At 54.2% G+C, this 14,226-nt stretch carries 7 protein-coding genes; 4 read left to right on the top strand and 3 right to left on the bottom strand.

Translation table 11 applies throughout. The annotated features are described in order from the left end of the window. The 3 genes from dcm (at position 1) to FDP25_RS05845 (ending at position 2,802) form a co-directional block, all read left to right on the top strand. Positions 1–1,047 carry a DNA (cytosine-5-)-methyltransferase gene (dcm, locus tag FDP25_RS05855; RefSeq protein WP_154149822.1) on the top strand — a complete coding sequence of 349 codons (1,047 nt, stop codon included), beginning with the start codon at positions 1–3 and terminating at the stop codon, positions 1,045–1,047. Further along, a complete protein-coding gene (locus FDP25_RS05850) occupies positions 1,040–1,384 on the top strand; it encodes a very short patch repair endonuclease (protein ID WP_154149820.1) in 345 nt (114 codons plus the stop codon). Before dcm ends, FDP25_RS05850 begins: the two co-directional genes overlap by 8 nt. A gap of 122 nt (positions 1,385–1,506) precedes the next feature. Beyond that, a complete protein-coding gene (locus FDP25_RS05845) occupies positions 1,507–2,802 on the top strand; it encodes an MvaI/BcnI family restriction endonuclease (RefSeq protein WP_218939968.1) in 1,296 nt (431 codons plus the stop codon). Between the two features lie 64 nt (positions 2,803–2,866). Here the strand turns inward: FDP25_RS05845 and drmB are convergent, their stop codons facing one another. Genes drmB through FDP25_RS05830 form a run of 3 tightly spaced genes read right to left on the bottom strand, consistent with a single transcriptional unit; the run spans position 2,867 to position 11,152 of the window. Beyond that, positions 2,867–5,719: a DrmB family protein gene (gene drmB / locus FDP25_RS05840; RefSeq protein ID WP_154149815.1), complete on the bottom strand. Its 2,853-nt coding sequence runs from the start codon at positions 5,717–5,719 to the stop codon at positions 2,867–2,869. 10 nt (positions 5,720–5,729) lie between these two features. After that, positions 5,730–8,858, bottom strand: a complete 3,129-nt coding sequence (locus FDP25_RS05835) for a DEAD/DEAH box helicase (RefSeq protein ID WP_246175773.1) — start codon at positions 8,856–8,858, stop codon at positions 5,730–5,732. Beyond that, positions 8,855–11,152, bottom strand: a complete 2,298-nt coding sequence (locus FDP25_RS05830; RefSeq protein WP_154149813.1) for a UvrD-helicase domain-containing protein — start codon at positions 11,150–11,152, stop codon at positions 8,855–8,857. The genes FDP25_RS05835 and FDP25_RS05830 overlap by 4 nt, the downstream gene beginning before the upstream one ends. Positions 11,153–11,301: 149 nt before the next feature. On the opposite strand from FDP25_RS05830, the gene FDP25_RS05825 reads away from it, so the two are divergent. Beyond that, positions 11,302–14,217, top strand: a complete 2,916-nt coding sequence (locus FDP25_RS05825) for a hypothetical protein (RefSeq protein WP_154149811.1) — start codon at positions 11,302–11,304, stop codon at positions 14,215–14,217. Positions 14,218–14,226 lie beyond the last annotated feature (9 nt).

The raw sequence follows: 14,226 nt of genomic DNA, 5'->3' as shown, positions 1-14,226 counted from the left end.
ATGAACCAGGGCTTTACGTTCATTGATCTGTTTGCGGGAATCGGCGGTCTTCGGATCGCAATGGAGAGCATTGGCGGTCATTGCGTCTTTACGTCTGAGTGGGACAAGTTTGCACGGCAGACCTATGAGGCAAACTTTCGCGACAATCGCCCGATTGCGGGCGACATTCGGGACGTTGATGCAGCTGACATTCCGCCGCATAACGTGCTCGTGGCGGGGTTCCCGTGTCAGCCGTTTTCTCTTGCCGGGGTCAGTAAGAAGAACTCGCTGGGGCGGCAGCATGGCTTTGCATGTGAGACACAAGGCACGCTGTTCTTCGATGTGGTCAGAGTGCTGGAACATCACCGACCGAAAGCGTTTCTGCTTGAGAACGTCAAGAACCTCAAGAGTCATGACAAAGGCAAGACTTTTGAAGTGATCATGGGTGCGCTTAAGGAACTTGGCTATTCTGTGGACACTCGGGTGATCGATGCGCAGCACTTTGTGCCGCAGCACCGCGAGCGGATTGTTATCGTAGGATTCCGCGAAGAGACTGCCTTCCGATTTGATGATCTGGTTCTGCCGGAAAAGGGGCGGGTCAGACTCGGCGACATCTTGCATCCTGAAGACGGCAGCGAGAAGCCGGAAGGGCACTTCACGGAAGGCTCAGAGGCGGCTGTGAACCCTAAGTATGTCCTGAGTGACCATCTCTGGGGCTACCTCCAAGCCTATGCGGCAAAACACAAGGCGGCAGGGAATGGATTTGGTTGCTCTGTCGTCGGTCCTAATGATGTGTCGCGAACTCTGTCGGCTCGTTATCATAAGGATGGGTCCGAAATCCTAATCGAAAGAGGGGTGGGCGAGAACCCGAGGAGACTGACACCTCGCGAATGTGCTCGCCTCATGGGCTACCCTGACACCTTCAAAATTCCTGTATCCGATACACAGGCATACCGTCAGTTTGGGAATAGTGTCGCAGTCCCGGTTTTTGAAGCCGTTGCCCAGCTGATGGCCCCCCATATCGCTTTGCTTCTCGATGCGCCGATGAAAGAGGCCGTTCCTGCCTGACGTTCACGACACTCAGACGCGAAGCCGCAACATGGCGGCGATAAAGGCGAGGAACACGAAGCCGGAGATAATCGTTCGAAAAGGCCTCCATCACCTCGGTTTCAGATACCGTCTGCACGATCGTGCGTTGCCAGGAACACCAGATATCGTTCTCAAGCGCTACCGAGCGATCATTGATGTAAGAAGTTGCTTTTTCCACGGGCACGATTGCAGCCTTTTCAGGCTTCCGGAAACGCGCAGAGAATTCTGGCAGAAGAAGATCTGGGCAAATGTGGATCGGGACCGGCGCAACCTCAATGAACAGCTGGACTTGGGCTGGCGCACTGCTATCGTCTGAGAATGCGCGCTTCGAGGTCCTGGCAGGCTGGATATTTCCCATTTATTCGATCAGCTTGAGAAATGGCTGACGTCAGATATTGAGTTTGAAGAGATTCGAGGATGGGACACTCATTTGCATCGTTGAAAGAGCTGGTCGACGTGATGCGAGCATACGGGGTGACCCGTTTTTATGCGAAGCGGCTTGCTCCGAATGACAACTCAAAAAATCAAGTTTATCTCGGCGGTGGCTTCGAAGCTCTGAACGTGCTGCCCCATGGTGAGGTCGAAACAGATTTCGAGCAAAGAGCCGGATCAGTCCGCCGACGAGATAAGGCTTCCGTGAAATTCGAATGGATTCATGCCGAAGGTTCTTCACGGGCTCCCGATGCGCAGTTGATACTCTATCCAAAATATCCCGAAGTCCGGATGTCCGGGTTCCTTCGAGGAGCTGCTCATGCGCCAAATGATCTCATGACCAGCCGGGATCCCGGAAGGGTTCTTTTTTTCGGCGTAGTCCCATCCGGATTGATACTTGGGTATGTTTCCGCAGTGCAAAGCGGCGTCGTCAGGGAACTCGACACAATCGGTGACCTCCCCGAAATTGGCGTTTTCCTGAACCTCACCAAACTCATCTCTGCATCTGGCAGAGATCCGAAATCTGAGCTGCTGTCTGAACTAAAAAGAATTCATCAGAAGGGGTGGATCGCTGGGCAACGCATGCACTCCGATGGTGAAGTCAGGCCGTATGCCGCCCCGAATGGCGGTGGATATACCTTAGAAGCTGAATTGGGAATAATTCCTAATGGAGTGGCCGAGCCGGATTTCCTGGGATGGGAGCTGAAGCAATACGCAGTTCGTGATTTTGCTTCGCTGCGGGCGACATCGCCGGTGACCCTGATGACGCCGGAGCCGACGGTTGGCCGCTACTCCGACGATTTTCACGGATTTATGGCTTCCTACGGCTACGATGATACGAAAGGCCGTCCGAACAGAAGAAATTTCGGGGGCATCTATCGAAACCTTGCGCCTGCAAGCGCCCGAACGGGCGTTCGGATGGTACTTGAAGGTTACGATGCGGCAAATGGAAAGATCGATGATCTTGGTGGTAAAGTCCTGCTCGTAAACGGAGATGACGATGTCGCTGCCGGCTGGGAATTCGCCAATTTGCTGAACCATTGGAACAGAAAACATGCCCAAGCGGCATATGTTCCGTCAGAATCCAGCGGCAAACCCAAGAGTTACCGATATGCGGATCGAGTGCAGTTTGGGACCGGAACTGACTTCTTCAAGTTCATGAGGCTTATCCATGAAGGGAAAGCGTATCTCGATCCAGCGGTTAAGGTCGAGAACGGAAAGATTAAGAAGCGAAATCAATTCCGGGTCAACCATAGGGATCTGGCGGGTCTCTATGGCCATTTCGAGACGGTGACGCTGTGAAACCGTCGGCTAATATTTTGTGGCTTCGGCGTTCTCAGTGGGCTGCGGAAGACGCCGCTACAGATCATTGAAAGATCTCTTTGGATGCGGCTGATGCGAAGGCATCGGCATCTTTGGATACATAGCGTTGAGCAATACTTTCGCCTTTCTTGACGATCGTGCCAACCTCAGCCGCCGCTCTTTGAAGTTCCGCCACAGAGAAATTCATGGACACGTAAGTGCCCGACAAAGAGAAATCTCCTTTCTCGTATCTGTGCGACCCGATCCGCAGAAACTTCGAGCCAGAGCCGATCACGAAATGACCTTTTCTTCTGGCGAGCTGACTGGTGACATAAAGACCGAACCCGGAGTTGTTCCATGTGTCATCTGTCGTTTCTGGGCCGGCTGCATTTGAGCTTTCTTGTTTGTGAACGCCAGATGTGCTTGGCAGAACTGCGAGGCGGAGGGCCTTCAAGTCGTCTCCAATGTTTGAGAATTTCTCGTTTCGTTGCAAAGATCTCAGGATGCCGATGCCATTGTCGAAAATCGAGAGCTCGACCGTGTCTCGCGCGGGCCAGTATTGACCGGTAATCCACATCGTGTCCCCGTCGCCGTGTTCCAAGGCATTCCTGACGATCTCGCGAAGGCAATACTTCATCAGGTCGAAAAGGTTTCCCCTCGTGTCACGCGCGATCAGTCGCGCCATTCTGCCAACTCTTTGATTAGCCAACTCGCCAAAGCTCAAGGAGCTTTTTTTGGCATCACTACGCCATTTGCCCAGATCAACCGCTTGGAGTGGTAGATAGTTCTCTCCGCCGGACGCTTGTCGGCGGGGCACCTCGATCCCACAGTGCTTGAAGAAACCGACGTTCGCGGCATAGTCGTTTGGTTCTGTGCCTATGTGGCCTGTTACAATCCCCCGATCCACGGCACTGCGGATATGTCTGGATAGCAATAGCATTCCGGAAGGCGTCGCAAACCCAATACTGCTGAAGTCCAATTTAATGGGACCATCAGAACGGAGCGTGTTGCCGAACTCAATAATTCCCAGTTCGTCTTTGAAAGCGGGAACCTGCAATTCCCTTGCAGCTCCAGCGCGATTGGCTTGTGTTGGAATGGAAACAGTCGAACTTTTCGCAGAAAGTGGCACCGTTTCTTTTCGAGGATTGGCCTCGGATAAGTTTCGAAAAAAGGCAAAGTCGCTTGCACAGAGCAGGGTTCGGTCAAGAAAAGAGTTGAAGCTCTCACAGCTTGTCTCGGGCAGGAAAACGCAGCTGTGACAGGCGGCGTGATTGCCGGACGCTCCGTCGCTCGCGAGACCGCCGCTACAAAGCGGGTCTGCTGAGCAAAGTTCCTGAGAGCTCACGGCCCGCAAGAAACTATGCTCAAATCGCGATGGGGCAGCCTGTCGTGATAGCCCACCCATCGTGCCGTCAGCATCGGACGTGGATGTGTAGATCAATAGGCCAGCCATGTCGGAGCCGACGTAAAGCCGTTCCCGGAGTGATGTCGACGAGTATCCACTTTCCAACGAAAGTTCAGCAATGAGTGCATGCGCAAGAGTGTGTATCAGTATGTAGCGGGCACTCAGTCCCTCTGGCAGGCTTGTCGGGTTCTCTCCTGCCGCAAGTTTGGCTTCCATCCACTGCGATTGAAGGTGGCCGACATGCGTTTCTACGGCGGGAGATGTCTCCCAAGATTGTATTGCCGACTGATCCAGTGCGACGAAGATACCTTCACCGTTCACTTCTATTCCGGGTAGCCAATCTTTCGAGCTTTTCGAAAGAGGCAAAGGCTCCGGCTTTCCTGCGACTGACGCTTTGAGGCGAGTGAAGCCAGTTAACGCGCGGACCTCGCGTAGGCGTTCGACACTCGAGATAAAGGACACGAGCCCACGCAGAGTTTCGGGAATTTCCTGAGCCGCGTTGAGAAGGTCCTTCTTTCCGAACTCAATTCCGCGTGTGTCCTTCGTAAGCATTTGAAACTCGGCCATCTTAAGGTCAGCTGTAGCATCATCAGCGTCTTTGTTCTTGGCTTTGAGATACAAATCACAAATTTCGTCAGCGCATTCACTGCCATCCCAGCTTGGCAAAACCAAATTCTGAATAATGGCAAGCAGCAAATTATGGTCATGGTCGATGCTTTCCATCGTGCTGAGGTTTGCGCCCAGTCGGTCGTAGAAATGAGCTCGCCAATCCGGCAACGTGATCGCGCTCTCGACTACTGAGAAATAGATGTTGCTCGCGCCTCTTTGCGTCATCCTTGCAGGTGCTTTGCAACCCGTCTCGTAGTCGCCGAGCCAAGGGCGGCCCCCTCTGCACGCGTGTCCTGGTATGCCGTTTGGAGAGAAGGCTTCGGCGATCGATCTCGTTTCAGAGCACCCTTTGCATTTGAGCCGTAGTCCATTGATCCCGGCGCCAACGGTAATCAGCTGCAAGAGTGGTTGTTTGCAGTCGTGTTTGTGGTTGATCCATTTATCCCACGGAAAGTCATTGAGGTGGCCGTGTTCACAGATCGAGACAAAACGCACGGGCACAACCGCGGGTCGGCCCGCGCAATGGCCGCAGTGAAGACTGTCTCCACCGCGCGACGGTGCCCACATTCCTGATTTCTGTATCACGTGGCAATCTGGGCAGGATTGCCAGTCCGGGAAGCGACGCACCGGGAGGACGCGATCACGCTTTTCGTTCTGGAAGGTGTATTGCCCAATCAATGGGGGGCGAAACCCTTTGATCCCGAGTTTGGCTTCGAGGCGTGGCTCCCGGATCAGATTTGGGTCATTCAGCCCTTTGTTCGGACCGCTGTAGCCGTCCCAGGCTTCGAGGCCCTGCATGACGCCGGAAAGAAGTGCCCCAGACGGAAGTCTGAAGTCGACAATTGAACCGGGCCCAAAGGGTCCGATGATCTGACTCCTGCGAATGGTTCCAACTTCTTTCATGCCATGGCCCTCAAGTTTCTCGTTCTGTAACCACAAATTTGGTGGAGGCCTCCACCGACCGCAATGTGTTCGGTGTCGCTCTGGCGAGGCCTTTCGAGAAATTTGAGGCTTGGCTTTCTGCCGCTTTTTCAGCGGAGATCAACAGCGCTGCGTCTGACCAGTCGTCCCAATATCTCTTCAGATTTCCCCGGCGAATCCAGTTTTCAAGGAACTCCATGAGTTCTTTCCGCGTTGCCGCCGCTTCGGGCTCGTCGATGGTTGAGACGCGCGCACAGATTCTATCGATCATATCTTCGAGCTGTGCCCGATACTTCATGGCCTCGTTTGGTGAGTGAAGCATTTTCGGGACGAGGTGTCGGACCATAGCCACGAAAGGCGCGTGTAACGCCTTATCCCGCGCTCTTGGGGCGAATGGTGTCACCCCGGTTGCTTCGACATCACGATAAAGCGCCCCATGCCAGGTTGGGAAGTTCTCATATCGGCTTCGGTCTCGCATCTTGTTGGCGTTGTAGAGCGTCACCACGAGACCAGGCACGTTGGAGCGTCCAACGCGGCTCGTTGCTTGGATGTATTCGGCAATGGTTTTCGGTTGACCGTTGACGAGCATCAGGCCGAGGCGCCTGATGTCCATCCCGACGGAGATCATGTTCGAGGCCAATACGATATCGGCTGCCGCGCCGCTGCTTCGGTCCAGTTCGAGCTCTTTCAGCTTGTCCTTAATTTCGTCTGACTTGACGCGGCTGGTAAGTTCTACGGGTGGCTGCAATTTTCTTTCTGTTTCCGCTCGACGCTCAGAAATCAGCTGAATGCTGTGCGTAACGTCGTCCTGCATGATGATCGACGCGCTGCCGAGTTCCCGCAGCGAGTTGAAATAGCCCACCAGCGTCCAATACTTGTCCGCGTCAGCGCCGACGAAGCTCAGATCTGAGGCCGCCTGAAAGAGAGAGGCAGAGATGGCCTGATAAATGTAACTGGCCGTCCGCCCGGCAGACGTTACCCCCACATATAGACGGCCCGGGCTGCCTTTTTTTGTATATGCGAACCCGGAATTCGACTGGTCAATGCCCGGTGGGGGGAATTGAGAAGATTCCCGGTTGAAGAGTGATCGGATCTGATCGTCTGCCCGCCGGATTGTCGCCGTGGAGCCGATGATTTTTGGCCTATGTCCTTTGTGAGAACAAAGCGCGTCGATGGCTGTTTCCAAAAGCCCCGCCATAGTCCCCAATGGCCCAGAGATTAGATGCAGTTCGTCCTGAATGATCAGATCTGGTGGGTTCAGGTGGGCGTCTGCTAATCCGAAAAGCCTGCCTGTTTCTGGTTTGCTGACAATTTGGACGAACTTGTCCGCCGTGCCTATCAGCAGTGAAGGAAGTTCGCGGTAGACGTCTTCATCAACCGTCCAAAAGGGTAGGTGCCCAGCGTCCCCGTTGGCTGAACAGGTCACATCGGTACAAGTTGCGAGAACTCTTTCGCCGTTTTCGTCCACAGACCAATCGAGTTCCACGCCGCAGATGGGACAATCCGCTACCTGCGCAGGCGAACCGTCCTCGCCCACCTTTTCCACTTTATTCGGGCTGGTGTCCTTTCCAACCCAAAGACCGATAGAGATAGAAGCATCCGATTGGAAATGATCAGGAAGTAGAACGCCCGGACATTTTTCATCCCCGCGGCGCAGCATGTCGCATGCGAGGATCATGGACGCCGCGCGTTGAAATTGCTGGGCGGTCAGCAGCCTGAGCGTATAGCGCATAAAAGCCGTTACGCCGGCGCCGTCTGTGGCGCCGCGGGCTTTCAGCCTACGTAAGAAAACAGTGTATGCTGCAAGGAGAAGGTATGCCTCCGTCTTGCCGCCGCCGGTAGGGAACCAAAGCAAGTCCATAACCGCGCGGTCTGTGTCTGTTGGGTCGCTGGTGGATTTCAGACACAGAAGGCCAAACGCCAACTGAAATGGTCGCCACACAAGAGGTTGGATTTCTGGGTCGCCTCGACGTTTCCATTCGTTCTGGAGCCAAATAGCTCGGTTGGCGAGCCTGAAGGCCAACAGGGCTTCAGGATCGTTGGCCAGTAGTTTTGCACCTTCCAACATTCGGTTCAATGCTTGCCGGCAGGTATCTAAGTGCCTTAGGGCGGTTTCATGGTGTTCAGAGGGTAAGGAGGCGATCCTTAATTCCTGCGAAACGATCCAATCAGAGTAGCATTGGCAAAATTCCGCGAGACCGGCCGTGATTTCAGAGCCGCCAGCTTCGGACAGCCATTGCGATCCAAGGACCGAATTTTCCCCTCGATCGACGAGATTGCCGAAAAACTCTTCATCGCCACTTGCGCTCGCGATTGGAACTTCTACCGTTGGCACCCATTCTGAAGACAGCGTAACCGCGCGGTCCTGATCCTGACTCCAGCTCACGGAACAGGTGTGCCCGACCGCATATTCCGGGGCGTCTCTATAGAGCATGGCATTCGACTGTATTTCAGGATCAGAGCTTTTTGAAAAAACGGCCGGTTTGGGCACAATGAGACCAAAATCAGGATCCGCCGTTACATCAAAACCAACCTGATAAAAGTTTGCTGTATCACGCGCAACTGTGTCCGCCGACTTAGAATTCGTCTGCTGGTTCACCAGCATGACCGTTACGAGGAAGAGGTCCTGATGCCTCTTGCTCCGCAACCAATATCCCAGCCCGGGTATCTGCGGTATTGGCTTGATTTCACTTGGAGTATGATTGTTCACTTCGACTGAGAAGGTTTCCCGCTTTTGGTGCCGATGCCAATTAAAGCGGTTTTCCTTGCTCGGGGATTCCGTCGCGTTCGCTTGGTAGGTGCCAACCGAAACCGAAATCTTGATCAGTGTTTCGTCGCCGTCCTTTGGCGCAACCGCAAACGAAACTCCCATGGAGCTTGGTCGAAACGTGTTTGGTGGGGTCTTGTCTGATGTTTCGTCATCGTCATCGTTGACTATCGTGTCGTCGTCAGGCTCGATGCTCGAAACGGGGGTCTTTTGCGCATAGAGTATTCCTGAAAAATAAACCTCGGCTGGGCTGTCGCGAAGAATTTCATCTTTGCTATACGGGCCCACCAAGTCTTCTTTCAGCCGATCCACAACACGCTGGCGTGCATCCATTTGCTTTTCACCAATGGTCATGCATTCCCCTTTTCATCGAATTGGGAGCCGCTTCTAGCGGTGCCCTGTAGAACCGGCAGGAGCGAAACTCCGATTGGTTTTCCATCCCGCCGCGTAGCTACTACGGTGGACGATCCCGCAATTCTCAGGGATCCAAGGGGAAGACTGAGGGCGCCATCTGCCAGATAGTTGAGGTTCTCCGCGAGTGGATCAATTGCTATCGCGACAGCTTTTCCGTTCTGGAGGACCAAATGCCATTCAGAATCGACACTCTCCCTTCTGAAAGTGCAGCGGGGCTGATCAAAAGTTGCTTCCCATATAGCGTCGACCGCGTCACGGCCGGGCAGAGGCGATAGGCCATCATTCCCCGAAAGCGCCAGTCCGCCGCCTCGCCCGGAAATCCACCTGCTTCCGTCTGTCCTCACGCTTCCGAAGACCGGACGCGTTCTTCCGAGATGGAGTCGTTTGGATGCTCGACTTCCGGCGACGAACAAGACACGTGCTTCTTCGTCCCAGTCGACGTCTTCGTGATCCGGGATGGGCGGCATCAGAAAGAACACGTCTTCCGCTTCTTTGCCTTTCGCGCCATGGACTGAGCCGATCAGAGGGCCTGACTGTCCGATGTAGTCATGAGCGATGAGTATAGGACTTTGTTCGATCTTAGCGACTATGTCACTCAGTCTTGGGACAGCTTTGCCCGTCCCAGCCACGCTCTTCAGAAGATCATAGGCTTCATCTGACGTCCATCCAAAGGGTGCTGGAGAAAGCGCTTCCATTCGCTGCTCGACATCGCTCTGTGTCAGCAGTTCGCCGGCTGTCTTTCCAGCACAAATAGCACCAATCAGTGGCTCGACTACTTGAGTATGGCCAGACAACTTCAGCCGGTGTGGTCGGCCGCGCAGCGACAAACGTGCCGAGGCCGTTTCTGCCGCCATGCGACTTCGGGTCAGTATCAGATTGTCAAAACTCCACGGAATGCGCTGATCCAACAAGTCCGCGCCCTGCGTCGACGCCGCGTTCTCAAGCATCTCGCGCACCAAAAGGTATCGTTCTTTGTTCGGCAATTCTGTGTCGCCGAGGGCTTCTCGCGCGTTGCTGGCCAGCGCCTTTAGTTTTGATGACCCTGCGCGGTGATTGAAGCTGAGTTCAAGCTTTTTCCAGTCCTCAGACGCCGAAAGATGTGAGTGCAGATTGCTCGCGGATGACGAGGTTTTCTTGCTTTGGTCAGACCAAGCTCCGTAAATGGCCTGTGCCCAATCGCCGAATACAGTGACCCCGACTGATGCAGGTAACGCGGCAATCAGCTGTGTGCAGAGTTCCTGTCGGATGCCGACAACGTCCTGAGCTTCGTCAATGATCAGGTGACCAATACGTCCGACCCAGTCGAGCAAGCGCTGTTCTCGGGCTGACAGAAGAGCTGATGCTCGGCGTATAGACCGGTCAAAACCACCCGACGCGGCCTGATCTTCGATAGAACCGATCAGATGCCATGCAAAAGAATCAAGCGTGAAACTTTGTATTCCCGCGCCATACACCTGATCGGCAAGGGCAGATGTGACCCTTTCAGAGATCTCCTGTGCAGCCACACGGGTAAAAGTAATTAGGTGGATACTTGCAGGGCTCACGCCGGATTTGACCAATTCAATGACCCGCGCACTTGCTGTGTGTGTCTTGCCGCAGCCAGGTCCCGCAGTGACGACAAGTCGGGCATTCTGATCTTCAGAAACAACAATCTGCTGGCTGACGTCCAAGCCGCCGCTTTGGGAGGCTGGAGTGAGCGTTAGTAACCACTCCTTCAGGATGTCGTCCGCAGGGGCCGAGAGTTTAGCGTCCGGCTCGCAGCCCAGATGCAGCAGAGCCTTTCTGAGGGCTGGTGACAGTGAAACTGAAGGCGACCATTTGCCATCATTAACCAGCGCCGCAATGGACTGTGTTTCCACTTCCGAGAGATTTGGCGAAAACTCGGACGTTTCCTGCTCGAATACAGTATCCGTTGCAATTCGGCGGAGAAGTCCAAAAAGTTCTCCATCCGCGGGCGCCCCCCCGAAAATTACCGTGTTCTGTTCATCAATCGCCGTCGCTCGGCGATCAAGGAAGAGGAGCATCGGCTCTCCAAAGGAGGTCCATGCACCAATATCGCCGGCAAGAACCAAGTCATCGAGGACTTCGATCGCCAAGGTGTGGGAAATGTCTTTCTCGATGCCAAGTGTCTGCGCTTTGACCGCAAGCACCGTGATGGATTTGGATCGTGATAGTGATCCAAGTGAAAATACCTCGTGCCGCAGAAAATCAGCGAGAATCTGTCTTGGTGTCATTTGAGTTTCAAAGGTTTACTGCCCCTAATTCGAACGTCACAGTTTCAACAATTCAGATGCCCTTCAAGGATTTTTTCGATTGAATTTCATGTGGTTCTTGTAGGACAGTTCGCTCCGGGGAGACCGGCTTTTGGCCGAGTTGGCGGTATATGGAACGACTTTCTTTATTTGAAGAACGATTAAGCGAGCATTTTAAGGCCCTTTCAAGAGATCGTGCCGAAGAGCACGTTTTCCTGATTGAGCACGGGCTTTTGCCGGCCGAGATTGCCGAGCTCATTCGTGCCGTGGGAACTCGAGGAAGCGCGGTAGGTTTCAGGTCAGAAACCTGGCTGCCTTACCGACTTTCACTCGGCGTGGCTTTGACCGAGTTCGGTTATCAATATCGAGGCACGGGGACCGAATTCTGGGGGTTTGCTGAGCGCGGACTGGGGGCTGAAATTGGCCTCGCCGAGCGGCCAGAAATAACGGCGGTATTCAAGCTGCTGAGCAGGGATTACAACATCGCAACTCCGCTCAATGATCGTTGGTCCGAAGCTTTTGGGCACATCGCGTGGCCTATCAGAAATGCGTTGGTTTCTCGTGAGATCCATAGTCCGCTTGCGCGCTTGGTAAGGGGTTCTCTTCGGGCCAGCAGCTCAGTTGCTTTCAATGCAGCATTCGTGTCTGCATTGCGAGAAATTGCGGCCGGCCTGACTTCAAAGCGCTTGGAAGCGTGGCTCTGGGATGAAAACCTCGCGCTTGCCATTGTCAGAGCGCTCGCTGATGGATCCGTGAAAGGCCTTCAGGTTGAGCAGACTTTCATGGAACGGCTTGAGGAAGATCTCCGCGGAAACCAAGAGGTCCGGCGGCTGACACTGGCGGCGCGTGCCGCGACACAAGCTAATGATCACGCGCCGCGCAAGTTTCCGAAGCCCCTTTACCAATTGCTGATGCATGATGATGAGCCTGTGGGACTTGCTATTCGCGGGCCTTCACTTGATGCGGTGCAGCTTGCGCACGTCGACACACTTACCGGAGGCGAGTCGAGGGACGCAATCCTGAGCGTGGCCGGACGTTCTGTCCCGTTTCGAGAGTTCCTCTCCGGAGGATTGATATTCCTTGGCCGCCCGCGAGCATTGCCGGCTCCGGACATCAACGGAATAACCGATATCAGCGAGACGATAGCGAGCCTTGTTTTGCCTTCAGAAAACCTCCTGTTCGTCGATGTGGAAAGCGATGGCTATCAACCTCAGATCCTTTCGGGGTCGCGGCTCTCAGACGATGCTGCATTTTTCGAATTGCGCTTGGCCGACGCAGACCCGGAGGACTGGGGCGCCTCGCTTTTTGGGATGAGGGCAAATTCATCGGAGGGTGCCGCGAAGCTATCGGCAAACGGGATACTGATTGCGCAGAAAGAACTCGTCGAATTTTTCGGTGGAGCTACGCTTGTTCAATCAGATGAAGAAATATCCCAAGTTGAGGGACATGGCCTTTGGGTAAAGGCGCAACTCGGATCTGTGGATTTGGAGGTCCGATCTACCACCGATGATTTTCTGTCCGCGCGTGCTTTACCGATCGGCGATTGGGTTCGCGTAGAAACACAAGACGAACCGTGTAGCCTTCATTTCTCGGACGGTCGTAGCAAGCAAGTCGCGAAGCTGGCGTTCAGGCCTGTCAATAGCTTCGAGCCGCTTCGGATAGATGTTTCGCCCGAACAGCTTACCTTGAACGACGTGGGAGCTGGACTGGGCTCACTCGATGTAAGGGCACCTTCAAAACTGGATGGAGCGACCGTTCATGTGACGCTGATGGATGTCCAAGGGAACCACATCAGCAGCGAAATTTACGTTGAAACTCTGCCAGGAGCTGTCGGCTTCGCGCTCGATTCAATGAGCCAGATCCGAGAGACTGCGCGAAGATGGAGCTTTTCCGGGAAAACGGCGACGATTGAGGCCAAGGTCGAAGGCCTTGCGTCAACCTTTCGCTTGCTGCCGGCCCGACATCTCGACTGGGTCTTTGATGAAAGCCAAAGAACATGGATCTCTGACGACGGCCGGAGCATCAAAAGCATTACCTTTGATGCCGGCGGTAACCCGGTTTTGCCCCTTTCAGAAGGTGAGAATTGCGATTTGTTGGCGGAACTCCTGCTGCCAGACGTCGAAGGCGACCAAGAGCTGACTCTGGGGCGGTTCTTCGTCAACTCTGAGCATTTAAGTCTGACGGACATCGGCGCTGCAAGTTCGCTTCGTATCCGAAAGAACAGAAACTCTGTAGATAACGCCGACGGCTTGATCGCAGCATCGGAAGCACTTGTCGCCTGGCAGTCCGGGAATTCCACGAGTCTGGTAGCCGATGGCATAAGGCGTCGGGTTGGTGCATCCGTTGAAGCTGGAATTGTAGACGCAATATGCGGTAAAGACTGGCTTTCGGTCGAAAGAAAGTTGGATTTGTCAAATTCAGGCTTTCATGAAAGTCTGGTTCGCTACTCACTGGAGCGAAAGCTTGCCGCCGGAAACGACAACTTCGATGAGCTATCTGAAGAGCAGTTGAGAGTGCTTTCAAAGCTCCTCCTTATTGAGTTCAGAAAAGTGCTCCCATCGGTGTCGGTGCTTGTCATCCCGGACGGAGACGAGTGGCCGGCATTGGATGATGCCGTCAACGAAGCTTGGACGAATCTCGCGTCTCAATTGAAAGAGGCCAACGGCACATCCGTCGACGGTGATTGCATCGTTTTGGACGGTCAGTGGCAAAAGGCAGTAAAGGATGCACGGGAAGCCGACCTTATGCGCCCGCTCGCTCGAAAGGTATTGCCTATTACTCGGTCTATCGGGCTGCTTCAGTTGCCGTATCTGGACCTCGGCTTCGATGACCTCATTTCGGAACTGAATAGCCGCCACATGGATGTGAAGCGGACCGGTCGTCACATTCCGCCCGAAGCCCTGAGAGCGCTCTTATCGCTTTTTCTTCGACCGTCTCAGACGGTTGAAAACCCTGACTGGCGGAACCTATTGGTGCGTTTTGCTTCTGACCGTTTTACAGCTCGGGCGGTGAGATACGCCGCGCTACGATACCGCGCAGTTCATTAAGGGCCATGC

The organism is Roseovarius bejariae, assembly GCF_009669325.1.
GTDB classification, from domain to species: domain Bacteria; phylum Pseudomonadota; class Alphaproteobacteria; order Rhodobacterales; family Rhodobacteraceae; genus Roseovarius; species Roseovarius bejariae.
This window is presented reverse-complemented; position numbering and strand designations above follow the sequence as displayed.

What these genes read in the sequence shown, in the direction of transcription:
- dcm (WP_154149822.1), top strand. Translation starts at nt 1, where the DNA reads ATGAACCAGGGCTTTACGTTCATTGATCTGTTTGCGGGAATCGGCGGT.
- drmB (WP_154149815.1), bottom strand. Translation starts at nt 5,719, where the DNA reads ATGAAAGAAGTTGGAACCATTCGCAGGAGTCAGATCATCGGACCCTTT.
- FDP25_RS05835 (WP_246175773.1), bottom strand. Translation starts at nt 8,858, where the DNA reads ATGACCATTGGTGAAAAGCAAATGGATGCACGCCAGCGTGTTGTGGAT.
- FDP25_RS05830 (WP_154149813.1), bottom strand. Translation starts at nt 11,152, where the DNA reads ATGACACCAAGACAGATTCTCGCTGATTTTCTGCGGCACGAGGTATTT.
- FDP25_RS05825 (WP_154149811.1), top strand. Translation starts at nt 11,302, where the DNA reads ATGGAACGACTTTCTTTATTTGAAGAACGATTAAGCGAGCATTTTAAG.